Origin of the sequence: Mycolicibacterium monacense (genome assembly GCF_010731575.1) — a bacterium.
GTDB lineage: Bacteria > Actinomycetota > Actinomycetes > Mycobacteriales > Mycobacteriaceae > Mycobacterium > Mycobacterium monacense.
Window position 1 is genome coordinate 3,614,768 of sequence record NZ_AP022617.1, and the last position, 24,602, is coordinate 3,639,369.

General features: G+C 69.0%; 28 protein-coding genes. 6 read left to right on the forward strand and 22 right to left on the reverse strand.

Annotated features, from left to right (window positions below; all coding sequences use genetic code 11):
* Positions 1 to 3: 3 nt before the first annotated feature.
* From G6N49_RS17305 to G6N49_RS17315, 3 genes are all read right to left on the reverse strand, one after another.
* Positions 4 to 1,152 (reverse strand): anti-sigma-D factor RsdA, encoded by a 1,149-nt coding sequence (locus G6N49_RS17305; protein WP_011854883.1) that lies wholly within the window; start codon positions 1,150 to 1,152, stop codon positions 4 to 6.
* Entirely contained in the window at positions 1,145 to 1,723 is a 579-nt protein-coding gene (locus G6N49_RS17310; protein ID WP_011854882.1) for a sigma-70 family RNA polymerase sigma factor, read from the reverse strand. Before G6N49_RS17310 ends, G6N49_RS17305 begins: the two co-directional genes overlap by 8 nt.
* Positions 1,724 to 1,810: 87 nt before the next feature.
* On the reverse strand, positions 1,811 to 2,587 hold the full coding sequence (locus G6N49_RS17315) for a hypothetical protein (RefSeq protein ID WP_083044981.1): 777 nt from the start codon (positions 2,585 to 2,587) through the stop codon (positions 1,811 to 1,813).
* A 409-nt stretch (positions 2,588 to 2,996) separates the two neighbouring features.
* Between G6N49_RS17315 and G6N49_RS17320 the strand changes: the two genes are divergently transcribed.
* A complete protein-coding gene (locus tag G6N49_RS17320; RefSeq protein ID WP_011558573.1) occupies positions 2,997 to 3,287 on the forward strand; it encodes a WhiB family transcriptional regulator in 291 nt (96 codons plus the stop codon).
* Between the two features lie 88 nt (positions 3,288 to 3,375).
* On the opposite strand, the gene G6N49_RS17325 is transcribed toward G6N49_RS17320, so the two are convergent.
* Positions 3,376 to 4,428 (reverse strand): 3-deoxy-7-phosphoheptulonate synthase, encoded by a 1,053-nt coding sequence (locus G6N49_RS17325; RefSeq protein ID WP_011854880.1) that lies wholly within the window; start codon positions 4,426 to 4,428, stop codon positions 3,376 to 3,378.
* Between the two features lie 305 nt (positions 4,429 to 4,733).
* Between G6N49_RS17325 and G6N49_RS17330 the strand changes: the two genes are divergently transcribed.
* Positions 4,734 to 5,246: a DUF6448 family protein gene (locus G6N49_RS17330; RefSeq protein WP_225891900.1), complete on the forward strand. Its 513-nt coding sequence runs from the start codon at positions 4,734 to 4,736 to the stop codon at positions 5,244 to 5,246.
* Between the two features lie 2 nt (positions 5,247 to 5,248).
* Here the strand turns inward: G6N49_RS17330 and G6N49_RS17335 are convergent, their stop codons facing one another.
* From G6N49_RS17335 to G6N49_RS17350, 4 genes are all read right to left on the reverse strand, one after another.
* Entirely contained in the window at positions 5,249 to 5,842 is a 594-nt protein-coding gene (locus tag G6N49_RS17335; RefSeq protein WP_049771500.1) for a hypothetical protein, read from the reverse strand.
* A gap of 40 nt (positions 5,843 to 5,882) precedes the next feature.
* The gene (locus G6N49_RS17340) at positions 5,883 to 6,398 is read right to left on the reverse strand and encodes a lipocalin family protein (protein WP_011854878.1); all 516 of its coding nucleotides are present in this window, start codon (positions 6,396 to 6,398) and stop codon (positions 5,883 to 5,885) included.
* A 16-nt stretch (positions 6,399 to 6,414) separates the two neighbouring features.
* Positions 6,415 to 6,741, reverse strand: coding sequence for a hypothetical protein (locus G6N49_RS17345; RefSeq protein WP_011558568.1), 327 nt, complete (start codon positions 6,739 to 6,741; stop codon positions 6,415 to 6,417).
* A gap of 190 nt (positions 6,742 to 6,931) precedes the next feature.
* Positions 6,932 to 7,876 carry an NADP-dependent oxidoreductase gene (locus G6N49_RS17350; RefSeq protein ID WP_011854877.1) on the reverse strand — a complete coding sequence of 315 codons (945 nt, stop codon included), beginning with the start codon at positions 7,874 to 7,876 and terminating at the stop codon, positions 6,932 to 6,934.
* 134 nt (positions 7,877 to 8,010) lie between these two features.
* Here G6N49_RS17350 and G6N49_RS17355 point away from each other — a divergent pair, with 134 nt between their 5' ends.
* Positions 8,011 to 8,502: a MarR family winged helix-turn-helix transcriptional regulator gene (locus G6N49_RS17355; RefSeq protein ID WP_011558567.1), complete on the forward strand. Its 492-nt coding sequence runs from the start codon at positions 8,011 to 8,013 to the stop codon at positions 8,500 to 8,502.
* Between the two features lie 90 nt (positions 8,503 to 8,592).
* Here G6N49_RS17355 and groL read toward each other — a convergent pair whose 3' ends face one another.
* The 13 genes from groL to G6N49_RS17420 form a co-directional block, all read right to left on the reverse strand.
* Entirely contained in the window at positions 8,593 to 10,215 is a 1,623-nt protein-coding gene (gene groL, locus G6N49_RS17360; RefSeq protein WP_011558566.1) for a chaperonin GroEL, read from the reverse strand.
* An 87-nt stretch (positions 10,216 to 10,302) separates the two neighbouring features.
* Positions 10,303 to 10,605, reverse strand: a complete 303-nt coding sequence (gene groES / locus G6N49_RS17365) for a co-chaperone GroES (protein ID WP_041310041.1) — start codon at positions 10,603 to 10,605, stop codon at positions 10,303 to 10,305.
* Positions 10,606 to 10,768: 163 nt separating this feature from the next.
* Complete coding sequence (locus tag G6N49_RS17370) at positions 10,769 to 11,236, reverse strand: nuclear transport factor 2 family protein (protein WP_011854876.1); 468 nt, start codon at positions 11,234 to 11,236, stop codon at positions 10,769 to 10,771.
* Entirely contained in the window at positions 11,233 to 12,255 is a 1,023-nt protein-coding gene (gene tsaD, locus G6N49_RS17375) for a tRNA (adenosine(37)-N6)-threonylcarbamoyltransferase complex transferase subunit TsaD (protein ID WP_011854875.1), read from the reverse strand. Before tsaD ends, G6N49_RS17370 begins: the two co-directional genes overlap by 4 nt.
* The gene (gene rimI, locus G6N49_RS17380; RefSeq protein ID WP_011854874.1) at positions 12,252 to 12,728 is read right to left on the reverse strand and encodes a ribosomal protein S18-alanine N-acetyltransferase; all 477 of its coding nucleotides are present in this window, start codon (positions 12,726 to 12,728) and stop codon (positions 12,252 to 12,254) included. Before rimI ends, tsaD begins: the two co-directional genes overlap by 4 nt.
* A complete protein-coding gene (gene tsaB / locus G6N49_RS17385; protein WP_011854873.1) occupies positions 12,725 to 13,360 on the reverse strand; it encodes a tRNA (adenosine(37)-N6)-threonylcarbamoyltransferase complex dimerization subunit type 1 TsaB in 636 nt (211 codons plus the stop codon). The genes rimI and tsaB overlap by 4 nt, the downstream gene beginning before the upstream one ends.
* Complete coding sequence (tsaE, locus tag G6N49_RS17390) at positions 13,357 to 13,824, reverse strand: tRNA (adenosine(37)-N6)-threonylcarbamoyltransferase complex ATPase subunit type 1 TsaE (RefSeq protein WP_011558560.1); 468 nt, start codon at positions 13,822 to 13,824, stop codon at positions 13,357 to 13,359. The genes tsaB and tsaE overlap by 4 nt, the downstream gene beginning before the upstream one ends.
* Positions 13,817 to 14,926, reverse strand: coding sequence for an alpha/beta fold hydrolase (locus G6N49_RS17395; protein ID WP_011558559.1), 1,110 nt, complete (start codon positions 14,924 to 14,926; stop codon positions 13,817 to 13,819). The genes tsaE and G6N49_RS17395 overlap by 8 nt, the downstream gene beginning before the upstream one ends.
* Entirely contained in the window at positions 14,923 to 16,074 is a 1,152-nt protein-coding gene (gene alr, locus G6N49_RS17400) for an alanine racemase (RefSeq protein WP_011558558.1), read from the reverse strand. Before alr ends, G6N49_RS17395 begins: the two co-directional genes overlap by 4 nt.
* A 649-nt stretch (positions 16,075 to 16,723) precedes the next feature.
* Positions 16,724 to 18,109 (reverse strand): glutamate decarboxylase, encoded by a 1,386-nt coding sequence (locus G6N49_RS17405; RefSeq protein WP_011558557.1) that lies wholly within the window; start codon positions 18,107 to 18,109, stop codon positions 16,724 to 16,726.
* 17 nt (positions 18,110 to 18,126) lie between these two features.
* Positions 18,127 to 19,584, reverse strand: a complete 1,458-nt coding sequence (locus G6N49_RS17410) for a bifunctional ADP-dependent NAD(P)H-hydrate dehydratase/NAD(P)H-hydrate epimerase (RefSeq protein ID WP_011558556.1) — start codon at positions 19,582 to 19,584, stop codon at positions 18,127 to 18,129.
* Between the two features lie 41 nt (positions 19,585 to 19,625).
* Positions 19,626 to 20,294: a maleylpyruvate isomerase N-terminal domain-containing protein gene (locus tag G6N49_RS17415; RefSeq protein WP_234786825.1), complete on the reverse strand. Its 669-nt coding sequence runs from the start codon at positions 20,292 to 20,294 to the stop codon at positions 19,626 to 19,628.
* Positions 20,281 to 20,976: a DUF899 domain-containing protein gene (locus tag G6N49_RS17420; protein WP_011854872.1), complete on the reverse strand. Its 696-nt coding sequence runs from the start codon at positions 20,974 to 20,976 to the stop codon at positions 20,281 to 20,283. The genes G6N49_RS17415 and G6N49_RS17420 overlap by 14 nt, the downstream gene beginning before the upstream one ends.
* Before the next feature lie 83 nt (positions 20,977 to 21,059).
* On the opposite strand from G6N49_RS17420, the gene G6N49_RS17425 reads away from it, so the two are divergent.
* Together G6N49_RS17425 and G6N49_RS17430 are read left to right on the forward strand one after the other, a co-directional pair.
* Complete coding sequence (locus G6N49_RS17425; protein WP_011558553.1) at positions 21,060 to 21,392, forward strand: ArsR/SmtB family transcription factor; 333 nt, start codon at positions 21,060 to 21,062, stop codon at positions 21,390 to 21,392.
* Positions 21,389 to 21,823 (forward strand): SRPBCC family protein, encoded by a 435-nt coding sequence (locus G6N49_RS17430; protein ID WP_011854871.1) that lies wholly within the window; start codon positions 21,389 to 21,391, stop codon positions 21,821 to 21,823. The genes G6N49_RS17425 and G6N49_RS17430 overlap by 4 nt, the downstream gene beginning before the upstream one ends.
* On the opposite strand, the gene glmS is transcribed toward G6N49_RS17430, so the two are convergent.
* Positions 21,810 to 23,675, reverse strand: coding sequence for a glutamine--fructose-6-phosphate transaminase (isomerizing) (gene glmS / locus G6N49_RS17435; RefSeq protein ID WP_011558551.1), 1,866 nt, complete (start codon positions 23,673 to 23,675; stop codon positions 21,810 to 21,812). The genes G6N49_RS17430 and glmS overlap by 14 nt on opposite strands.
* Positions 23,676 to 23,730: 55 nt before the next feature.
* Between glmS and G6N49_RS17440 the strand changes: the two genes are divergently transcribed.
* Positions 23,731 to 24,576: a dienelactone hydrolase family protein gene (locus G6N49_RS17440; RefSeq protein WP_041309495.1), complete on the forward strand. Its 846-nt coding sequence runs from the start codon at positions 23,731 to 23,733 to the stop codon at positions 24,574 to 24,576.
* The last annotated feature ends 26 nt before the right edge of the window (positions 24,577 to 24,602 follow it).

Sequence of the window (24,602 nt, forward strand, 5' to 3'; positions counted from 1 at the left end):
TCGTCACTCTTCTTCTGCCGCGCTGCCCGGCATCGGTAACGCGACCGTCGTCGTGATCACGGGCGCCGCGACCTGCGGACGTTCGACGGTCGGCGCCGACTGAGTCGGCACCTCGACCTCCACCTCGGGCTCCGCCACCGGCGGCGCGACCGTCGATGTGATCGTCGTCGGGGGGACGGTCACGGCCGGCGCGGGCGAAGTCGTCGGCTGTGTCGTCGTCACCGGCGCCGAGGACGGCGGCGGCAGTTCGACGGGCGCGCGGGTGGTCGTTCCGGGCTCGGCGGCAGCCGACGAGGACGGCGCCGAGGTGGGCGCCGTCGACGGGGCCGACGACGGAGGCGGCGGCACCGAGGTCGGAGGCACTGTGGTCGACGGCACTGTGGTCGACGGCACAGAGGTCGTGGGCGCTCCCGACGGATCCGTGGACGACGGCGGCGTGGCCGGCGAGGTGCCGTCCGACGGCGGCGTGGCGTCCGGTGAGAGCAGCGCGGGCAGCGGCAGGTCCGAGGGCACCTCGGGCAGCACCACCGGCGGGGCGTCCGGCGGCACCGTCGCGGCGGGGTCGCGGGTTTCCACCTTCACCGACAGCTGCTGCCACTGGTCGACGAGCTCCTGCTGACGGCTGGTGTCCTCGACCGCGGCGACGGTGGTCGTGAGCGTCTGCAGCTTGTCCTGCGCGGCGGTCCAGTCGCCCTGCTCGATGAGCTGCTGCACCTGGGCCATCTGGGTCTGGGCGGCCAGCGCGACCTGATCGTCGCGGGTGGCCTGCTGGTCGCCGAAGAGCATGGTGCGCACGCCGTACAGCGGGTCGCCCGGCCCGGCGCCGTAGACCACCGATCCGAAGCCGCCCAGACACAGCACCGCCGCGGCCACGGAGCCGACGACGGCCAACGAGAACCGGCGGCGCTGACTGGTCGCGGTGGCGCGGTCCAGCGCGATCGCCGCGTCACGCGGTGTGACGACGCCGGCCATCGGAGGCTGACGGATCTCGTCGCGCCAGCCGGCCAGCAGGTAGGCCAGCTCGGCCTCGCCGGAGTCGTACGAGTACACCGGCTGTTCGCCGGCGAGCGCGTCGAGTAGGCGGTCGGTCTGGTTGATCTCGGGCAGCGACGGATCGCCCCCGTCGAGTGCTCGGCGTGTGAAGTCAGGCATGGTCGTGCCCCGTTGCGATGATCTCGGCCTTGAGTCGCGCCAGCGCGCGGTGCTGGGCCACGCGGACCGCTCCGGCGGTGCTCCCGACGGCCTCGGCGGTCTCTTCGGCGCTCATGCCGACGACGACGCGCAGGATGAGGATCTCGCGCTGCTTGTCCGGCAGCACACCGAGCAGCTTCTCCATCCGGGCCGACGATTCGGCGTTGATGGCCAGCTGTTCGGGGCCCGCCTCGCCGGAGAACCGTTCCGGCACCACGTCGGTGGGGTCGGATTTGTTTCGGCTCGCCGCTCGGTGGGCGTCCGCGATCTTGTGCGCTGCGATGCCATACACGAAGGCGAGGAACGGTCGTCCCTGATCCTTGTAGCGCGGCAGCGCCGTGATGGCGGCCAAGCACACCTCCTGCGCAACGTCGTCTGCGGACAGACCACTTCGTTCCGTCGCGCCGATCCTGGCTCGGCAGTACCGCACGACGATCGGTCGAATGGTCTCCAGCACTTCCCGGAGTGCATCTCGATTGCCCGCCACTGCCTCAGCGACGACAGCATCGAGACGATCTCCCGAAAGTGTCATCGTGGGTGTGTTCTCCAACGTTACGAACGGCGTATCCGACGGTCTGGCTCAGCTAAACAATAACGATGCCTACGGGCGCCACCCGGACTAGCGATCAGACCACACACCGCCCCTGTGTCGCACAGTATCTGCGCTGGTGTCGCGAAAGTCGGTGACCTCGCCCGGCGTGTACGCCGCGCTCCCGATGTCGGCGAGCAGGCTCGCCAGCGCCCAGCGCAGCGGTACCAGTCCCAATTCGCCCGCCCGGTCGAGCGCGGCGTCGGAGATCGCCCGGCAACGGTCGAGTTCGCCATGGCTGCACAGCGCCGCGGCGAGCACCACGTCGGATTTGAGGCGGTGCCGGACCGAGGTGAACGCCGCGGCCGCCGCGACGGCGCCTTCGGCGTGCTCGACGGCCGTCGCGCCGTCGCCCCGGACCATCGCCAGTTCGGCTCTGACCCACTGCAGCCGCACGGGTAGGCGGGCGTCGTCCGCGGACTCGACCACCGCGCCCGCGCGGTCCAGCAGCCGCTGCGACGCCGCGAACCGGCCGACTCCGAGCGCGTCGGCCGCGAGGCCGATCAGCGCGTCGGCGACTGCGGCGTCCGTATCCGCGGCCAGTAACGCCCGGCCGTCCCATCCGGCGGCCGGGCGGTGCCCGCCCAGTTGGCGCAGAAACGACGCCCTGGTGCTCATTGCCAGTGATCGCGGGGCAGGCCCCCGGCAGCGGTCCAGCGCGGTCAGATCGGCGAGCGCGACGGCGTAGCGGCCCTGCCCGCCGGCGGCCACCGCCCGTAACCACAGGTCGTGCGCATCGGCCGGCGGGGGCAGCGGCCATCGGTCCGGCCGACCGCCGAAGGCGGCGTCGAGTAGCGGGCTGGTCATGGGCCTGCGACGCTACCAACGCCGCTCGGCTCGGGTCAGCGGCAAATCGAGACGACTGACGATCGCTCGAGCGGTTAACTCTTTGTGCGCGACGAGTTACGGCCGCGTTAAACGGCAGGCCGACTCTGCCATTGGCCAATGGGAGTGAACTGCCCGAAAACCGTCGTCAGGGCCGTCGCACCTCGGCGGTTAGCACGTTTCGCGCCGACGGCAAGTCAGAAGGATGAACGTGACGTAAATTCTTGAGCTGCGGTTATGCGATTGAGCACATGATCGCGCTATTGACGGAAATTCTTTCGCCCTTCTACGTTGTGTGCACGAGTGGTCATCGGCGACAAGTGCTCGGATCTGTTCCACGACGCACGCTCTATTTCGTTCCCGAAATGGGTGTTTAGAGAGGGGTTTTCCCATGCCTCAGCCGCAGCAGCTGCCCGGACCCAACGCCGACATCTGGGATTGGCAGATGCATGGACTTTGCCGGGGTGTCGATTCTTCGATGTTTTTCCACCCCGATGGCGAGCGTGGCCGGGCCCGCGCCCAGCGGGAAATGCGGGCCAAGGAAATGTGCCGGCGCTGCCCCGTGATCGCCCAATGCCGTTCACATGCACTCGCAGTCGGCGAGCCATACGGAATCTGGGGTGGGCTGAGCGAATCCGAGCGCGAGATGTTGCTCAAGCGCGGTATTCGTCGGACCGCCTGACCGAGCCGTTCAGCGAACGAGAACGCCCCATCTCAGCAAACGCCGGGATGGGGCGTCTCCGTTCTCGGACGACGGATTCCACGGCCGCCTAGCGCGCCGCCAGTTCTCGCAGCACCAGATCCGTCGCGGTCCAGTCCATGCATTTGTCGGTGACCGATTGCCCGTAGGTGAGCGGCCGCGACTCGGCGGACTGCGCACCCCCGACCAGGAAGCTCTCCAGCATCACCCCACTGACCGGAAGCCCCTCGCGGATCAGCTGGGCCACCTCGGCGGCCACCGCCGCCTGGCGGACGTGGTCCTTGCCGGAGTTGGCGTGGCTGCAGTCGACGACGACCCGTCCCGGCAGTCCGGCGGCGGTCAGCTTGGCGGCGGCGGCCTGCACGGCATCCGCGTCGTAGTTGGGTCCGTCGGTACCGCCGCGCAGGATGACGTGGCAGTCCTCGTTGCCCTCGGTGCTCACGACCGCGCCACGGCCGGAGTCGTCCATCCCGAAGAAGACGTGCTGGGCCGCGGCGGCCTTCACCCCGTCGACGGCCACCTGGATGTTGCCGTCGGTGCCGTTCTTGAAGCCGACGGGCATCGACAGACCCGACGCGAGTTGGCGGTGCACCTGCGATTCGGTCGTGCGGGCGCCGATGGCACCCCAGGCGACGGCGTCGGCGATGTACTGCGGGCTGGTCGGTTCCAGGAACTCGCATCCGACGGGTAGGCCGATGTCGATGATGTCGAGCAGCAGCTGGCGGGCGGTGCGCAGACCGCGCGACACATCGAACGTGCCGTCCATCCCCGGATCGTTGATCAGCCCCTTCCATCCGATCGTCGTCCGCGGCTTCTCGAAGTACACGCGCATGACGATCTTGAGCCGGTCGCCGAGTTCGTCGGCGATCTTCGCGAGCCGGCTTGCGTAGTCCAGCGCGGCGACCGGATCGTGCACCGAGCACGGACCGACCACGACCAGCAGTCGGTCGTCGCGGCCGGCGAGGATGTCGGCGATCTCGGTGCGGTCGCGGGCCACCCGCTCGGCGCGCCGGGCACCCAGCGGGAACTCCGCGAGCACCTCGTGCGGGCTGGGAATCGCGCTGAAGCTGCGGATGCGCCGGTCGGAGGTGGCCGGCGGGGTGGCGATCTGCGCCAGGTTCATTCTCGAGGTGCCTTTCTGGGGATGGGCACCTGCGTGACGGTCCGGTGCCCTTGAATGACGAAAGGCAGCGACCGTGTGGTCACTGCCTGGGCTCCGGGTGGATGCGTGCTTAGCGCTGCGCTTTATCGGCTCCGCCCGGAGCCTTGATAAAGCGCCAATAGCTGGCACGCACACCGATGTTCACGCGGCCCAGGGTACACCAGCGGATGCAGCAGACACGAACCGTGGTTGCGAGGGGCCGACGTCACCTGCGGTCCGGGTCTTTCGCCTCTGGCCCACAGCCGTGGAGCGCGAAGTATCGGAGTATGCCTCCGCACTGCGATTCTCTGGACGGTCCCGTCGTCACCGCGGCCAAGGCGGCCTTGACCGAACAGAACGTCGACCTGGTACTGCCGTTCGTCCCGCAAGCCGCCGAGGAAGAGGTGCGAGCGGCGTTCGAGCGCACCCGGGCCGCGCAGGCCGAGGGTGGGCACTTCGCGCACGAGGTCGCCGACCTGTACTTCTTCGGCACCGTGGTCCGGTTGCATCGAGCGGGTGAGGGGGCGCCGTTCACCGGACTCAAACCCGCCGGCCTGGACGTCGGACCGGTGATCCCGTTGGCGGAGCGGGCGATCGAGCAGCGATCGATCGACGACCTCCACGCCTTCCTGTCCGCCGAACTGCGGGAGCAACTGCAGCGGCGCCTCGACCGGATCGGCGCGCTGAGCGCCGGGGTGACCACACCCGAGCGTCGTGAGTACGTCGAAGCGGTGCTGGGGCTGCAGGTGTACAGCCACCACCTCTACAAATTCATGCGGAAGACCCCGCACGAAGGCTGACCTCAGCGCGGCCCCATCATCCCGCCGTGCCCGCCGTGCATCATCCCGCCGCGCCCCATCATCGGTCCCATCATCGCCGGCATCCCGTCGCGGACGAATCCGGTGACCTCCCGGGCATGGTCGCGGATAGCTTGGACGATCGCGGGATCGTCGGCGGTCTCCTCCGCGGCGACGCCGGTCGGTGTCAGGGTGAGCCGGCGTCGGTAGCCGTCTGCGTTGCGGAACAGTGTCGGCAGGCTGCTGCTCATGCACATCACCTCGGCGCCCTCCCCGACCCGCGAGTACATCCGCGACACGTGCGCCTGAAGTTGCGCGGTGAGATCGGCCGAGTCCGACTCGGTCACGGTGCGCACGCCGCCGGGGATCTCCTCGACAGTGCGCGTGATCTCGTTGTGGCGGTTGAACATCTCCATGTACGTACGCATATCCGCGGGGTCCATACCCATCATCCCGCCGCCGGGGCCACCCGTGAGCCGGGACTCCGGGGCGGGCGAATCGAAGATGTTGCGGAACACATACCCGACACCGAGGACGCTGCCCGCGGCGACCGCACCGAGCGCGACCAGTACGGCACGACGGGTCACCAATTGCGCCATCGCTCCTCCATTTTCGCTCAACGCACGTCGCGAACCGGGGTCAGCCTTTGAGCTGATCGTCGGTGACGTGCTGACCCGACTGCACGGGGGTGATCCAACGTTCGAGATCGAACCCCTGCCGGGTCGCTTCGTCCAGGTAGGCCGCTTCGATGGCGGGATCGATGCGCGGTTCGCGAGCGATGAGCCACAGGTTCTTGTGGTCGGGTGTGCCCACAAGGGCGACCGTGTAGGCGTCATCGATCTTCAAGACCCAATAGTCGCCCTTCGTAAACGGCACCCACCGCAGCAACTCCGGAAGGAACGAGACCTGCAACCGGCCCGGTTTGCCGTGCACCGGTGTCGCGCGGCCGATCGCCTGCGACGGCGCACCGCTCTTGTCGATGCAACGGTTGACGACGCGCACGCTTCCGTCGTCCTCGAGCGTGTAGTCGGCGGTGATGTCGGCGGCGGTGTCGTCCTCCCATCGGAGTGGGAGCCTGCCGATCTCGTACCACAGGCCGCAATAGCGATCGAGGTCGAGTGATCCGACGGAGGTGACAGCAGATCGTTGGCCCAACGTGGTCTCCTTCTTCCTACTGAGCATCTGGCTTGTCGTCGCTCTGCTTCCTCAGCGTCTCACTGGCGTTGCCGACGACGCTGCGGATGAACTCGTACTGCGTCTTGACGAGATCGTCGGCCATGTTCAGGGCGGCGTTGACGATGTTCTCGCGCCTCGACGGATGGTCGTCGCCATGCCCGGGTAACGACTCTTCCACGGCGCCAACGAACTTGCGTACGGCCTCGATCGCGTTCCGTTGGCCGGCTTCGACTGATTTGAGGACTTCCTCGGACATCGCCACCGCACGTTCCGCCAGGTCCGACGGTCGTTCGTCCGGAGTCTTCTCGGTGTCCTCTGCCATGGTCACTCCTCGAGGGTTGAGCGCGGAGACGAGCCTGGAATGGCTCGCCCTCAGGATGCGCTCCGGCCTCGCACGTCAATAGGGCCGATGGTCGTCATCTCGGGCGCCGGCAGGACAGACGAAAACACCCCCGGCCCAGTGGACCGGGGGTGGGATGCCCTCCGAGAGGCTGAGATTCGCGAGAGAGACCTCACCCGCTGACGGGAACGAGGACGGTCTTGCCGGGGAGGCGCCCGGCGTCGGCGTCCGCGTGCACCGCGGCGATCTCGTTCAGCGGGCGGCGTTCGGCGACATGGACCTCCAGTTCCCCTGCGTCGACGCGGCTGACGAGATTCGCCAGTTGTGTGGCGTCGCTGCGCACGAAGACCCGCTGTGTGCGCAACCCGCGCTGGGGATCCTCCGGCCCAGAGGTCATGGTCCCCACCAGGAATCCGCCGTCGGCGACGACGCCTGCGAGGGCGGCGGTCTCGTCCGGCGTAGTGCTGACCAGGTTGAGCACCACATCGAACGGCTGCCCCTCCACGGCGAGCGGAGTGGTCGTGTAGTCGATGTAGTCGATGAGTCGGTCGGCTCCGAAGCGGCGCAGACGGTCCGCGCCGGCCGGCTTCGCCGTCGCGGTCACGACGGCCCCGGCTTGCTTGGCAAGCTGAACCGCATAACCCCCGACCGCTCCCCCCGCACCGTTGACGAGGATCGTCTGCCCCGCCCTCAGCGCGGCGATCTCGAAAAGGGCCTGCCACGCGGTCAATCCGACGGTCGGCAGGGCGGCCGCGTCCGCCAGCGCCACCGACCGCGACGCGGGGGCCAAGACGTCCGCCGGTGCCACCGCGTAGTCAGCGGCGGCACCGGGGTCCGCCATGGGGAGCATTCCGACGACCTCGTCCCCGACCTTCCATCGCGTCACCCCGTCACCGATCTGGACGATCGTGCCCGCGACATCGATGCCCGGCGTGTGCGGGAAGGTGATCGGGAAGACCTCGGACAGATAGCCGCCGCGGATACCGGCGTCCACGGGGTTGAACGAGGTGCCGGCCACCTCCACCACCACGTCGGCGGGACCCGGCGTCGGCCGCTGTACGTCCTCGTACTGCAGCACCTCGGCGCCGCCGTACCGATGGAATCGCGCTGCCTTCATGGGTGTCCTCCTTGAATTGGTTACTTCTACTTCGAAGCATCTGTCTGATGTAACTCGCTTCGAGTTCGAAGCAATCCACACTTATATGTGATTGCGGTCACATCGCTTTGAATTCGAAGCAATATGCTCCATACATGGATGAAGCGCTCGGACCCGCCCAGCTGCGCACCTACTTCGCCCTGACCGAGGCGGTCAGCGTGCTCCAGTACGCGGTGCAGGAACAACTGCGGGCCGAGGGCGACCTCAGCTATGTGCAGTTCGAGATCCTGGCCAAACTCGTCGACGCCGATCGCCCACTGACCATGACGGAACTGGCCGACGGTGTGGTGTACAGCCGCAGCGGCCTGACGCATCAGGCGGGATTGCTCGAGAGGGCCCGGCTCATCACCCGCGAACCCAGCGCGCACGACCAGCGCGCCACGCTCGTCCTCATCACCGAGGAGGGTCGAGCCCGTGTCGCGAAGGTCCTACCCGGCCACGTCGAGATTGTCCGGGAGCTGCTGTTCGACTCCCTGTCCGACGACGACGTGCGCACCCTGGGCGACATCATGAGCCGCACTCTCGGGCACATGCGCGCCCGACCACCCCGCTCCGCCAAGCCGCGCAAGAGAGCGGCGGCTCCCTGAGCGCTGCCGGGGTCGGCGCATCTGAAGACTTCTACGCCCAACGAACGCACCCCCGGCCCAACAGGACCGGGGGTGCGTCGTGCGGACTACTCAGTGAGCGTGGCCGTGATGGTGGCCGTGGCCGTGATCCTCTTCCTCGGCCGGCTTGTCGACGATCGCGGTCTCGGTGGTGAGCACCATGCGGGCGACCGACGCGGCGTTGAGCACCGCCGATCGCGTCACCTTGACCGGGTCGACGACGCCGTCGGCGAGCAGGTCGCCGAACTCGAGCGTCGCGGCGTTGAAGCCCTGTCCCGCAGGCAGTTCGCTGACCTTGTTCACCACGACCGAACCGTCGAGCCCGGCGTTGGTGGCGATCCAGTACAGCGGAGCCGACAGCGCGGAGTTGAACACCTCGACACCGAGCGCCTCGTCGCCGGAGACCGAGCCCCGCAGGCTGTCCAGCGCCTTGCGGGCCTGCACCAGGGCGGCACCGCCGCCGGTGACGATGCCCTCTTCGACGGCCGCCTTGGCCGCGGAGACCGCGTCCTCGACGGCTTCCTTGCGCTTCTTCAGATCGGTCTCGGTGGCCGCACCGACCTTGATCACCGCGACGCCGCCGGCCAGCTTGGCCAGCCGCTCCTCGAGCTTCTCGCGATCCCAGTCGGAGTCGGTCGCCTCGATCTCGGCCCGCAGCTGTTTGGCCCGGTCGGCGATGGCGTCGGCGCTGCCGCCGCCGTCGACGATCACGGTGCTGTCCTTGGTGACCACCACGCGGCGCGCGGTGCCCAGGACGTCGAGGCCGACCTCGCGCAGCACCAGGCCGACGTCGGGGTTGATCACCTGGCCGCCGGTGACGACGGCGAGGTCGTCGAGGAACGCCTTGCGACGGTCACCGAAGAACGGCGCCTTGACGGCGACGGCCTTGAGCGTCTTACGGATCGCGTTGACCACCAGTGTGGACAGCGCCTCACCCTCGACGTCCTCGGCGATGATCAGCAGCGGCTTACCGGCTTCGGCGACCTTCTCCAGCAGCGGCAGCAGGTCCGGCAGCGAGCTGACCTTCTCGCGGTGCAGCAGCACCAGCGCGTCCTCGAGCACCGCTTCCTGGGAGTCGAAGTCGGTGACGAAGTACGCCGAGATGAACCCCTTGTCGAAGCCGACGCCCTCGGTGACCTCGAGTTCGGTGTTCAGGGTCGAGGACTCCTCGACGGTCACGACACCGTCGTGGCCGACCTTGGTCATCGCCTCGCCGACCAGCTCGCCGATCTGCTCGTCGCGTGAGCTGACCGTGGCGACCTGGGCGATACCGCTCTTGTCGTCGACGGGGGTGGCCGCGGCCAGCAGCGCCTCGGACACGGCGTCGGCGGCCTTGCTGATCCCCGCGCCCAGGGCGATCGGGTTGGCGCCGGCCGCGACGTTGCGCAGACCGGCGCGCACCAGCGCCTGCGCCAGCACGGTGGCGGTGGTGGTGCCGTCGCCGGCGACGTCGTTGGTCTTGGTCGCCACCGACTTGACCAATTGGGCGCCGAGGTTCTCGAACGGATCCTCGAGGTCGATCTCACGGGCGATGGTGACACCGTCGTTGGTGACGGTCGGGCCGCCCCACGACTTGGCGAGCACCACGTTGCGACCGCGCGGCCCCAGGGTCACCTTCACCGCGTCGGCGAGCTTGTCTACGCCGATCTCCATTGCGCGGCGCGCAGTTTCGTTGAATTCGATCTGCTTGCTCATATGTGTCTTCCTGTTTTTGGCATGCAACGCATGCCGCCCCGGACATCACCCGTGCAATACGGGGATCTCCGGGGCGGACACGGGTGCTTACTTGTTGACGACAGCCAGCACGTCGCGGGCCGAGAGGATCAGGTACTCCTCGCCGTTGTACTTGATCTCGGTGCCGCCGTACTTGCTGTAGATCACGGTGTCGCCCTCGGACACGTCCAGCGGGATCCGCTTTTCGCCCTCGTCGTCCCAGCGGCCGGGGCCGACGGCGACAACGGTGCCCTCCTGCGGCTTCTCCTTGGCGGTGTCCGGGATGACCAGACCGGAAGCGGTCGTGGTCTCGGCCTCGTTGGCCTGGACGAGGATCTTGTCCTCGAGTGGCTTGATGTTCACGCTCGCCACGATGGAGCCCTCCACTAGTTCGGTGTAGGTCCAGGTGGTCCCGGACCTGAATGTTTTCCAGCGTTTACAGATGATCGGCATGCGTCCGGTCCCGAGCGCCGTCGTCGCGGGTGCCGACACAGGGGTTGGCCGCCTGCCACCTAGCACTCTATACATGCGAGTGCTAGCACTCAAGGCTGGGTGGTGCCTGTCGGTCGAAGTCGCGCGGGTTGATCAGAAGGTGGGCCGAGACGTCCCCGATGTGCTCCACGTCGACTTCGCGGGCGGTGAAGTGCCAGCCGTCCCCGTCGCGGGCGAACGTGTCGTGATAGCGGCCGACGACGATGGGCTGCAGCGGCACCGTCTCGGTCGCCTGCACGACGCAGAAGGTCGACCGTGCGGACGCGGTGTCGCCGTCGACGTCGACGATCGGGTTGAGCACGAGATGCCGCGTTCGCGGGGTGTTGCCGTGCTCGGCATAGCGCCTGGTCGTGGCCGCGAACAGTTCCGCAATCGGCCCGGCGCCCGCGACACCGGCGAACGAACCCCGCGCGAGCAGCAGGCCCACCCCGTCGAAGTCCCCGGCGTCGACCAGTTCGGCGTAGCGGTAGAGCAGTTCGTGGATCGCCAGGACCTGCTCGACTCTGTTCACGCCACCTGGCTCCGCACCACCGGCAGACCCGGATCGCTGGCCGCCTCCAGCGGTGAGGGCGGTGCGCCCGCCGCGATGAGGTGTGCGGCGAACGAGGCGATCATCGCGCCGTTGTCGGTGCACAGCCGTGGCCGCGGGATCCGCAGCGTCAGTCCGGCCTCGGCACACCGCTGTTCGGCCAGTTCCCGCAGCCGCGAGTTGGCCGCCACCCCGCCCGCGATGAGCAGTGTGGAGACGCCGAGTGTCTCGGCCGCCCGCACCGCCTTGCGGGTGAGCACGTCGGCCACCGCCTCCTGGAAACCCGCCGCGACGTCGGCCTGCGACGCCTCGGGATGACTCTCGACGTAGCGGGCGACCGCGGTCTTGAGACCCGAGAAGCTGAACGCGAACGGATCGTCGCGAGGCCCCGTCATGCCGCGCGGGAACACGATCGCCTCGCGGTCGCCCTGGCGGGCCAGGTCGTCGAGCACCTTGCCGCCGGGGTAGCCGAGCCCGAGCAGGCGCGCCACCTTGTCGTAGGCCTCCCCCGCCGCGTCGTCGACCGTGCTGCCGAGTTCGATGATCGGCTCCCCCAGCGACCGCACGTGCAGCAGGTGGGTGTGGCCGCCGGAGACCAGCAGGCCGACGCTCTCGGGCAGCGGTCCGTGGTCGTAGACGTCGGCGGCAAGGTGCCCGCCGAGGTGGTTGACCCCGTAGAACGGCACCTGCCATGCCGCCGAATACGCCTTGGCCGCAGCCACTCCCACCAGCAGAGCGCCGGCCAGCCCGGGCCCGATCGTGGCGGCGACGACATCGGGTCTACCGACGCCTGCGGTGTCGAGCGCGCGCCGCATGGTCGGGCCGAGCGCCTCGAGGTGGGCTCGTGAGGCGATCTCGGGCACCACGCCACCGAAGCGCGCGTGCTCGTCGACGCTGGACGCCACCTCGTCGGCCAACAGCGTCACCGTGCCGTCTTCGCTCAGTTCGGCGATGCCGACACCGGTCTCGTCGCAGGAGCTCTCGATGGCCAGGATGATCACGGCACTTCTCGCTTCGCAACGCTCGGTGGGTCTCGCCTCATCGTATAGGCGTCGGCGCCGCTGACCCGGTAGTAGCGCCTGCGCAGCCCCACCCGGGTGAACCCGACGCTCTCGTACAGCGCGATGGCCGGTTCGTTGTCGGTGCGCACCTCGAGGAAGATCACACCGCCGTCGGCGACCTCGAGCAGCTGTTCGAGCATACGGCGGCCGATTCCGCGACCCTGATAGTCGGGGTCCACTCCGATGGTGTGGATCTCGTACTCGTACGGCTCTTTTCGGCCCAGCCGGGCGATACCGCCGTAGCCGACGAGGATGTCGTCGGCGCGGGCGGCGACGTAGTGGTTGTGCGGTGCGCTCAGTTCGGCGAGGAACGCCCGCGCGGGCCATGGATCGTCGCCGGGGAAGAGTTGGGCCTCCAGATCGGCGCACCGGGCGGCGTCGTCTTCGGTGAGGGCGCCGTAGGTGACGCTCACCGGCGTGTCTGCTCGGCGCGCGGCGTCGCGTCGGGGCGGCGCAGGTACAGCGGCACCAGCGCATCCGGCTCCGCTGCCCAGTCGGTGACGGCACGGACCAGGCCCTCGACCGACGGGTACTGCGGGCCGACGACGGTGACATCGAAAAGCGCTGCGTGGTCCGGTGATCCGGCCGCCACGGTGGCGCCGGGCGGTACGTCGGCGGGTGCGTTGACCGCGGGGCCGTCGACCCGGACGCCGTCGCGGTAACGCGCCCAGTACACCTCGCGACGACGGGCGTCGGTCACGACGAGCGCCTCGCCGGACGTCGCCACCCCGATGGCGTCGAGGCTGCACACCCCGTACACCGGGATGCCCAGGGCGTGTCCGTAGGCGGCGGCGGTGGCCATTCCGACGCGCAGGCCGGTGAACGGGCCGGGCCCGCAGCCGACCACCACGGCGGTGAAGTCGTCGACGGTGATCCCCGCGTCGCGCACGGCGGCCAGCACGTTGGGGGTCAGCCGTTCGGCGTGCGCCCGCGGGTCCACGGTCACCCGCTCGGCGAGCACGCTCAGCCCGTCGTCGCCCCGGCGCACCACCCCGGCGGTGACGGCGGGGGTGGCGGTGTCGATGGCCAGCACGAGCGCGCTCACTGTCGGCTCCACTGCCAGATGGCGGTGCGCGCCTCGGTGTCCACGGCGCGTTCCAGCCGGATGTCGAGGTGGCTGTCGGAGAGCCGCTCGGCGACGCCCTCACCCCACTCGACCACGACGACGGCATCGTCGAGATCGGTGTCGAGGTCGAGTGAGTCGAGTTCGGCGAGCAGGTCGGTGCCGGGGTGGTCGAGCAGCCGATACATGTCGACGTGGACCATGGCCGGCCGGCCCGGTTGCCGCGCGCGGTGCACTCGCGCGAGCACGAACGTGGGCGAGGTGACCGGACCCTCGACGTCCATCGCTTCGGCGATTCCCTTGGCCAGCACTGTCTTTCCCGCACCGAGCGGTCCGGAGAGCACGACGACGTCACCGGCGTGCAGGTGTGCGCCGAGCCGGGCGCCCAGCGCCATGGTGTCCTGCGCGGTGGCCAGTTCGGCGGTGCCGCTCTGCCGGTCAGTCACGGGACCGCGCCCGGTCGCGGATCCGCCGCGTCAGTGCGACGAGTCTGGACGGTGTGGCCCGCTCGACCAGCCGGACCAGCGCATCGTCGATCTGCTCCGGATGCTCGAGCTGCACCAGATGCCCGGCGCCGTCGACGATCACGAGCTCGGACTTGGGCAGCGCGGCGGCCATCTCCTGCGAGTACTCCATCGGGGTGAGCAGATCACGGTCACCGCAGGCGATCAACGTCGGGACCTTCGCCAGGGTGGTCAGGCCGCCCGTCTCGTCGTGCACCTCCAGCGCGTGCAGGAACTCGACCAGTGTGGGAATCGGCGTGTCGTGCATCATCTTCTCGGAGAACGCGACGACGCTCGGGCTGATCTTCTCGTCACCGTAGGACGCCGCGCGCAGGATCGGGCCGATCACCGCCCGGGCCACCCCGCGGGTGCGGTGCACGGTGCCAGGTGCGTAGCGCGCCGCAAATCGGACCGCTTCCAGCGCAGGGTTTTTCAGGATCTCACCGAGCGGTGAACGGGATACGCCCTCGGCGGCCGAGGAGATGATCGCGGCACCGACGACGCGGGTGGGATAGCGCTGCGGGTACTGCCGTGCGTGCGAGAGCACCGTCATGCCGCCCATCGAGTGGCCGACCAGCACCACCGGACCGCGCGGGGCGACCACCGCCAGCACCGCTTCGAGGTCCTGGCCGAGCTGGGTGACGGTGTAGGTGTCGGGGGGCGCCTCGCCGGACTGGCCGTGGCCGCGTTGGTCGTAGAACACCATCCGGACCTGGTCACCCCACTGCTCCGACAGGCGGGCGCGCTGGAAGTGGAAGGCGCCCATGCGAAGACAGAAGCCGTGGGCGAAGACGACCGTGAGCGGAGCGTCGGCGGGGCCGACCTCGCGTACGGCCAGCGGCACACCGTCGGTGGTGGTGACGACCGAGCTGCGGTCGGCGTCGAGCAGCTCGAAATCCTCGGCCGAATAGGGGTCGTCATCGGTGACGCGGCGCGCCACCGAGCGGGCCACGGTCACCCCGGCCAGTGAGCCGACCGCCGCCAGTCCCGCGGCGCCGGCCAGCCAGCCGGCGTTTCCACGTCGCCTGTTCTCGTTGTCGATCAACGGCTTTCCCGTCGGTAGGTGCGGACGACCCGGCCGCGGGGGCTGGTGACGATCTCGTAGTTGATGGTGCCGATGATCTCGGCCCAGTCCTGGGCGGTGTGTTCGCCGCGGGTCCCGGGGCCGAACAGGATGGCCTCGTCGCCGTCGCTGACGTCGACGGGCCCGGGTCCGAGGTCGACGACGAACTGGTCCATGCAGATCCGTCCCACCCCGGGCCGCAGCCGGCCGTTGATCAGCACCTGCAGGCGCCCACTCAGCGAGCGGTACACCCCGTCGGCGTAGCCGATCGGGAGCAGCGCGACCGTGGTGTCACGCTGGGCGATCCAGGTGTGGCCGTAGGACACCCCGTCACCGGCCTTGATCGAACGGGTCTGCGCGACCGGACATCTCAACGTCATCGCGGGACGCAGACCCATGTCGCCGAGCGCGGGGATCGGGGTCTGCCCATACACGGCGATCCCGGGGCGGACCATGTCGAAGGCGAGGTCGGGTCGGGTCATCGCGGCCGGTGAGTTGCACAGATGCGCGACCTCGAACGTCACGCCGGCGTCAGCGGCCTGGCGCCGCATGTCCGTCAACCGCTGCGCCTGCCGGTCGTTGGTGGGGTTGTCGGGTTCGTCTCCGCACGCCAGATGCGACATGATGCCGCGTACCCGCACCGCGTCCTCGGCTTGCGCCTTGGCCAGGCGTTGCAGCAGTGCCGGGTATTCGGCGGGGCTCACCCCGTTGCGGCTCAGCCCGGTGTCGGCCTTCACGGTGAGGGTGGCCGTCATCCCGGTGCGGTGGACGGCGTCGAGGATCTCGCCGAGCTGACGCACCGAGGACACGGCGAGTTGGATGTCGGCCTGCACCGCCGGGGCGAAGTCGGTGCCCGGGCCGTGCAGCCACGCCAGCACCGGTGCGGTGATGCCGTCGGCGCGCAGTGCGAGCGCCTCGCCGACGGTGGCCACGCCGAGTTCGGTGACCCCGGCGTCGAGGACGACCTTCGCGACTTCGGTGGCGCCGTGTCCGTAGCCGTCGGCCTTGAGCACCGGCATCACCTGGGCAGATCCAGCGCGGTCACGCAGAAGCGCCACGTTGTGTGAGATCGCGTCGAGGTCGACGACCACCTGCGCGGTGGGGGTCACGGTCGTCTCGGATGTCTGCATGGTCATGTCACCGCGCTCGATTCTCCCAGAACCCGGTCGCCAGGTGCGGCGCGGCCGGTTATCCAGGAGGGGATCGCCGCCGGGGCGGATCGCGTGCGGGGGTCGCAATGATCGTTGGAGGATTCGGCGAGACTTTTGCTGAATAACCTCTTCGGAAGCTCGCTCGCTGAACGCTCTGCGCGGCTACCGTAGGAGTTTGGAGGAAATCATGAGGCTTCCACGCATGTTCTTCGTCGCAGCAGCGATTGCTCTGGCCACGCTCACGCTGGCTTTCGGCGAACCACTGAGTCCGCGCGAGGAGGCCGCAGGACCCCAGGACATCGTCCCCGCAGTGACGGGCGACGTGACGCCCCTGAGCCATGGCCCCTCGCCACCGTGCCCGCCCGGCGGCACAAAGGAAGGCCCATTCTGTACCGGTCCCAAGGTTCGATGCGCCAACGGCGTCATCACAGTGCTGGGCCTGTCGTGTCCACCAGCCCCCGCCCCAGTCGCGAGACAAGCACCACCGCCGCCGGTGACCTGACCGGACGGCAGCAAGTACCAACCCCTCCGGCTCTGTACGTTGCCGTGCGCGGATGGTCGCTTCCGCGCTCCCAGGGTTCCATGAGCTGCGGGCACCGCTCGTCGCCGGTTACCTGTGGCCGCCCTTCTAATGGGCGAACGGCTGCACCTCATCGAAGTGGCCACCCGGCTTGAGCTCGTCGAGATGCTTGAGCACCGTGACCATGTCGTCGCGCAGCGCGCGGGCCAGATCGGCGGAAAACCCCTCGCGTACCACGACCCTGAGCACCGTGACGTCCTCGGCGCCCTCGGGCATGGTGTACGCGGGCACCTGCCAGCCGTAGGAGCGCAACGTCTGCGAGATGTCGAACTCGGTGTAGCCCGGGTCGCCCTTCAACCGGAAGCTCACGACCGGGATCGCCGAACCGTCGGTGATCAACTCGAAATGCTCGCTGTCGCGCAGTTCGTCGCCCAGCCACCGGGCGGTCTGCGACAGCGACTGCATGACCTGCGCGTAGCCGCCGCGACCCAACCGCAGGAAGTTGTAATACTGGCCGACCACCTGGTTACCGGGACGAGAGAAGTTCAGCGTGAACGTCGGCATGTCGCCGCCGAGGTAGTTGACCCGGAACACCAGTTCCTCGGGTAGCTGCTCGGCGTTGCGCCACACCACGAACCCGATGCCGGGATAGGTGAGCCCGTACTTGTGTCCACTGACGTTGATCGACACCACCCGCGGCAACCGGAAGTCCCACACCAGATCCGGATGCAGGAACGGCACCACGAACCCGCCGCTGGCGGCGTCGACGTGGACGGGCACGTCGACACCCCCGTCTGCGGCCAATTTGTCGAGCGCGGCGCAGATCTCCCCGATGGGCTCCAGTTCACCGGTGTAGGTGGTGCCCAGGATCGCCACCACTCCGATGGTGTCCTCGTCGACGTGCTCGAGCACCTGCTCCGGAGTGATGACGTAGCGACCGTCCTCCATCGGCAGATAGCGCGGTTCGACGTCGAAGTAGCGGCAGAACTTCTCCCACACCACCTGGACGTTCGACCCCATCACCAGATTCGGGGTGCGGCCCTTCCACGCATCGCCGCCGAGGCGCTGGCGCCAACGCCATTTCATCGCCAGCCCGGCGAGCATGACCGCCTCGCTCGACCCGATCGTCGACACCCCGATCGCGCTGTTCGGGTCGTCGTCGCGCAGATCCTCGGCGTGGAACAGGTCGGCCACCATGCACACGCAACGCTGCTCGATCGCCGCGGTCGCCGGGTACTCGTCCTTGTCGATCATGTTCTTGTCGAACGTCTCGGCCATCAGCTTCTCGGCCTCGGGGTCCATCCACGTGGTGACGAAGGTGGCGAGGTTGAGCCGCGAGCTGCCGTCGAGCATGAGTTCGTCGTGGATGAACCGGTAGGCCGCCTGGGGTTCCATCGCCTCGTCGGGCAGCCGCAGTGACGGCACCGGCGCCATCGCCAACCTGCCGGTGTAGGCGGGCGAGACGTGCTGGACGCGACTGTGCGTGCGCGACATTGGGTTTCCTTTCGGGGTCAGATGCTGCCGAGTGCCGTGCGGATGTGGTGCAGGATGCGCGACGCGGAGGTGGGCGCCGGGCGTGGGCCGGGGTCGGCCGCGGACGCGTTCGCGGCGCGGGCGTGGACGAACGCGGCCATCGCGGCCGCCTCACCGGCGGGCAGACCGGCGGCCAGCAGCGCGCCGATCATCCCGGACAGCACGTCACCGGAACCGGCGGTGGCCGCCCACGCCTCACCCGCCGGGTTGAGGTACGCGCGGCCTGGTCTACCCCCGGTCGCTACGCTCCTGCCCGCCGAACCGGGTTCGGCGACGACGGTCACGTTGCCCTTCAGCAGCACGGTGGCGCCGAACTGGTCGGCGACCTTGCGGGCCGCGCGGACGCGGTCGTCGCCCGGTGGCGATCCGGCCAGTCGGGCGAACTCCCCGGCGTGCGGGGTGAGCACGGTCGGCGCGCCGCGGTCGACGACGAGTTCGGGGTGCGCGGCCAGCAGCGTCAGCCCGTCGGCGTCGACGATCACGGGCAGGTCGGTGTCGAGCGCGAAACACAGCGCCGCCGCGCCGGCCTCATCGGTACCGAGCCCGGGCCCGACCACCCACGACTGCACCCGCCCGGCCGCCGCGGCACTGGGCGCGGCGACCACCTCCGGCCAGTGCGAGACCACCTCGGCTGCAGCACTTCCCGCGTAACGGACCATTCCGCTGGTGGCGGCGACGGCGGCCCCGGTGCACAGGATCGCTGCACCCGGGTAGGTCGACGAACCGGCCAGCACGCCGGTCACGCCCTGGGTGTACTTGTCGTCTTTGGGTCCGGGCCGCGGCCACCGGGCCCGCACGTCGGCCGCCTCGATGCCCAGCACATCCGAGGGCGGCAGATCCAAACCGATGTCGACGAGTTCGACGCGGCCGCACTCCCCCAGCGCATGGACGGGTTTGAGCCCGCCGAACGTCACCGTCAGCGCTGCGTGCACGTGCGGTCCGTCCGCGGCGCCGGTCTGCACGTCGAGACCGCTGGGGATGTCGACGGCCACCACGGGGATCCCGGCGTCGTCGACGGCGGCGAACACCTCCGCGGCCGCGGGCCGCAGCGCCCCGGACCCGGAGATGCCCACGACTCCGTCGATCACGAGATCGGTTGCTGTCGGCACCTTTTCGACCACCCGCCCGCCGACCCCACGGAAGGCGGCGAGCCCCTTGGGGTGTGCGCGGTCCGGGTTGAGCAGCACCGCGGTGGCCGAAGCCCCACGCCGGCGCAGCAACGTCGCCGCCCACAGTGCGTCCCCGCCGTTGTCCCCGGACCCGACGACGGCGCAGACCGTCCGGCCGGCGACGCCACCGGTGCGCGCAGTGAGTTCGCGGGCGATCGCCGTCGCCAGGCCCAACGCGGCGCGCCGCATGAGAGCGCCGTCGGGCAGGCGCTGCAGCAACGGTGCTTCCGCGTCGCGGATCGCCTCCGCGCTGTAGTAGTGCCGCATCACGCACACCCTACGTGGGCAGGTGGTGCGTGCGGGTGCGCTTACTCGACGATGTCGGTGGCGGCCGGCCCGAACAGGTAGAGCGCGTCGAGTACCGGCGCGGGGTCACCCGACCAGTCCATCGCCACCAGTTGCGCGTGGCTGCGGCGCCCTGTGCGCCAGCGCAGCGTTTCGAATCGCGAAGTCCGCAAGCGCAGTTCATCACCGTCGGCGGGTCCGGTGTGGTACTCGCCGTCTTCGACGATCACGCACAGCGCCATGGGCGGCTCCAACATGTCGACCAACTGGTCGAACACGTACCCCACCGCCGCGGAGTCGCGCGCTCCCGGGCGGCCGAGCGCCCCGCGGATGTCGTGCTCGTGGCTGACGATGTCGCCGACCGGGGCGACCAGGCCACGACTGCGCGCCAACTCGTCCAGGCGCCGCACCGCCTCGGATCCGGCGGCGAGCAGGTCGACAGTCGAGGTCTCGTCGAATCGGGCGACCTGCGCGGCGGTGTACGCGTCGGTGGGCACACCGGACAGGCGGCCGTCGCACCATTCCTGGGCGACCGCGACGACGTGGGCCACGACATCGCGTACCGTCCACGCCGGACATGCCGGCACCGGGGTGTTGCACCCCGCGTCGTCGAGCGGGGCGACCAGCTCGGCGATCCGCTGGTAGCACTCCCGGTAGAGCCGGGCACTCAGCACCGCCTCAATGGTCGACACAGCAGCCACGCTCCTCGGACTGGCCGTATTCGTCGTGCCAGCACCACCATTCATACGGCGGATCCTGCGGGTAGCCCGCCGGCGAGTCCTCCCAGGTCTCCTGCCGGCCGAGCGCGGTCATGTCGAGGAACGTCCAGGTGTTGACGAACGCCTCGTCGCCGCGGTCGTTGATGAAGTACGTGCGGAAGACCCGGTCGCCGTCGCGGATGAAGGCGTTGGTGCCGTGCCACTGGTCGCATCCGAAGTCGGCGTCGAAGTCGTCGGTGATCGTGAACCACGGGATGTCCCAACCCATTCGCGCCTTCACCCGCGCCAGGTCCGGCTGCGATGAGCGCGAGGCGTAGACCAGCGTGGTGTCGCGCGCGTTGAGGTGGGCGAGGTTGCCGATGTGGTCGGCCATCAACGAACAGCCCACACAGCCGTGGTCGGGCCAGCCGTGCACACCCGGTTCGACGAAGGCGCGGTACACGATCAGTTGACGACGGCCGTCGAAGAGATCGAGCAGCGTCGCCGGCCCGTTCGGCCCCTCGAACGCGTACGGCTTGTCCACCGCCATCCACGGCATCCGCCTGCGCATCGCGGCGAGTGCGTCCCGGGCGCGCGTCATCTCCTTCTCCCTGACCAGCATCTGCCGGTGCGCGTCCTGCCATTCCTGCGCCGACACGATCGATGGTGTGCTCATCGCGGCCCCTCACCAACATTAAACAATATAGTTGAACGTTACTTCGCCCAGCACACCACACCCGGGCCGCTATAGTCAACAACATGGTTGAAGATCAGGTGCTGGATCGCGCGTATGCCGCGCTCGCCGATCCGACGCGCCGCCGACTGCTGGAAGCGCTGCGCGCCGGTGACGCACGCATCACCGATCTGGCCGCTCCCCTGCCGATGACCTTCGCCGGCGTCTCCCGCCACATCGGAGTGTTGGAATCGGCGGGACTGGTCACCCGCGAGGTGCGCGGCCGCGAACACTGGCTGTCGCTGCGGCCGGACGGTCTGACCGGCGCCGCACAGTGGATGGACGAACAGACGCAGTTCTGGTCCACCCGGGCCGACGCGTTGGCGGCCCGCCTGTCGCGGAAGCGGCGCGCCAAATGACCGAGGCGCCGACCGTGCGCGTGCAGCGCCTGATGCCCGCACCCCCGGACGAGGTGTTCGACGAGTGGCTCGACCCGGAGTCTCTGAAGGAGTGGATGTGCCCGCATCCGACCCGCGTCGTCGATGTGCAACTCGACGCCCGCGTCGGAGGGATCGTTCGGTTCGATGTCGACCATGTGGGCGAGCAGGTCCTGATCACCGGGCAGTTCCTCGAGATCGACCGCCCACAACTGCTGCGGTTCACGTGGAGCACCTCCAACTGGGCCGATCCGACGATCGTCAGCGTCGTCGAGGTCACCTTCGCCCCGGCCGGTGACGATGAGACACTCATGTCGATCGAGCACACACAGCTCCCGCCAACGGAATTCCAGAACTTCCACAGCGGCTGGACACTGACCTTCGATCAGCTCGCCGCCACTATTCGACGGTGACCGACTTGGCGAGGTTGCGCGGTTTGTCGACGTCGTAGCCGCGCGCCCTGGCGACCTCCGCGGCGAACACCTGCAGCGGGATCGTCGACAGCAGCGGTTGGTAAAGCGTTGTGGTGGCCGGGATCTCGAAGATGTGATCCGCAAACGGCCGCACCGTGTCGTCACCCTCCTCGGCGATCACGATGGTGGTCGCGCCGCGGGCCTGGATCTCCCGGATGTTCGACAGCAGCTTGGCGTGCAGCATCGACGCCCCCTTGGGCGACGGCATCACCACGATCACCGGCAGACCCTCGTCGATCAGCGCGATGGGACCGTGTTTGAGCTCACCGGCGGCGAAGCCCTCGGCGTGCATGTACGCCAGCTCCTTGAGTTTGAGCGCGCCTTCGAGCGCCACCGGATAGCCGACGTGCCGGCCGAGGAACAGGATCGTCGGCTTGTCGGCGAAACGGTGGGCCAGTTCCACGATCGGGTTGAGCTGTTTGAGCACCTGCGCGACGAGCTTCGGCATGGCCTCGAGTTCGTGGTACTCCCGCGCCACCTCGTCGGGGTACTTGGTGCCGCGGGCCTGGGCCAGGGCCAGCCCGACGAGATAGTTGGCGGCGATCTGGGCGAGGAACGTCTTGGTGGCCGCGACGCCGATCTCGGGTCCGGCGCGGGTGTAGAGCACCGCGTCGGCCTCGCGGGGGATCTGGCTGCCGTTCGTGTTGCAGATCGCCAGCACCTTGGCCTTCTGCTTCTTGGCATGCCGCACCGCTTCGAGGGTGTCGGCAGTCTCCCCGGACTGCGAGATCGCCACCACCAGCGTGCTGCGGTCCAGCACTGGGTCGCGGTAGCGGAACTCGCTGGCGAGTTCGATCTCGACGGGCAGCCGTGTCCAGTGCTCGATCGCGTACTTGGCCAGCAGACCCGAGTGGTACGCCGTCCCGCAGGCCACCACGAACACCTTGTCGATGTCGCGCAGTTCCTGATCGCTGAGGCGCTGCTCGTCGAGCACGATGCGGCCGTCGATGAAATGGCCGAGCAGCGTGTCGGAGACCGCGGCGGGTTGCTCGGCGATCTCCTTGAGCATGAAGTACTCGTAGCCGCCCTTCTCGGCGGCCGACAGGTCCCAGTCGATGTGGAATTCCCGGAAGTCCACATCGGTGTTGCCGTGGAAGTCGCTGACGGTGTAGCCGTCGGCGGTGACCACGACGGCTTGATCCTGGCCGAGTTCGACGGCGTGGCGGGTGTGCTCGATGAACGCCGCGACGTCGGAGCTGACGAACATCTCCCCGTCGCCGATGCCGAGCACCAGCGGCGTCGAGCGGCGCGCCGCGACGATCGTGCCCGGTTCGTCGGCGTTGGCGAAGACCAGCGTGAAGTGCCCCTCCAACCGACGCAGCACGGCCAGCACCGAGGCCGGGAAATCGCCCGCGGTGTCGCCGTAGCGGTACTGGCGCCCGACCAGGTGGACGGCGACCTCGGTGTCGGTGTCGCTGGCGAACTCGACGCCCTCGGCCTCGAGTTCACCGCGCAGCGGGGCGTAGTTCTCGATGATCCCGTTGTGGACGACGACGATCTTGCCGTCGGCATCCCGGTGCGGGTGCGCGTTGCGGTCGGTGGGTCGGCCGTGCGTCGCCCATCGGGTGTGGCCGAGCCCGCTGCAGCCGACCAGTGTGTCCGGTGCCGAGCACTCCAGGACCTCACCGAGGTTGGTCAGCCGGCCCGCGCGCCGGTGGACGGTCATCCCGCCGTGCCCGTCGAGTAGCGCGATGCCCGCCGAGTCGTACCCGCGGTATTCCATTCGGTGCAGCGCGTCGACCACGATGGCGCAGGCAGGACGATGCCCGACATAGCCGACGATTCCACACATAGAGAACCAGGGTAGTGCAAGAGCCGAGCGGGGAGAGGTGAGCTACGGTCGTCAGGTGGCCAGCACAAAGAAGCTGTTCAAGGCTTTGACCCGCCGCGGCCCGCACCGCGTTCTGCGCGGTGACCTGGGCTTTGCCGGCTTACCCGGCGTGGTGTACACCCCCGAGTCGGGGATCAACCTGCCCGGTGTGGCGTTCGGCCACGACTGGCTGGCAAGTGGGATGCGTTACAACGGGACGCTCGAACACCTCGCGTCGTGGGGCATCGTCGCCGCCGCTCCCGACACCGAGACCGGGATCGCACCCTCAGTGCTCAACCTGGCCTTCGACCTGGGCACCACCCTGGACATCATCGCCGGTGTCCGGCTCGGTCCCGGCAAGATCAGCGTGCACCCGACGAAGCTCGCGGTCGCCGGGCACGGGTTCGGCGGATCGGCGGCGGTGTTCACGGCCGCCGGGATGCCGGGGCGGCTGAAGGCGGTGGCCGCGCTCTTCCCGACCGTGTCGCGCCCACCCGCTGAACAGCCGGCGGCATCTCTGGAGGTCCCGGGCCTGATCCTGGCCGATCCGGGCGATCCCATGTCGCTGCGCTCGAATGCGGTCGAGTTGGCGCGGGCGTGGAAACCGGCGACGTTGCGTGCGGTGAACAAGGTGACCGCGGGTGGCCTGGTGGAGGGCCGACGGCTGGCGCGCGCGGTGAAGATGCCGGGTGAGGACAAGGGCACGCAGAAGATCGTGCGCGCGCTGCTCACCGGTTATCTGCTGCACGAGCTGACCGGAGACAAGGCGTACCGGGACTTCAGCGACCCCGAGGCAGTGCTGCCGAAGACCGAAGTGATGGATCCGCACTCGGACGATTCGGTCGATCTCGAGAACAAGGTCGTCGCCCTGCTGAAGCCGTAGTTTCCGGCCGCGGCTCGGGCCAACCA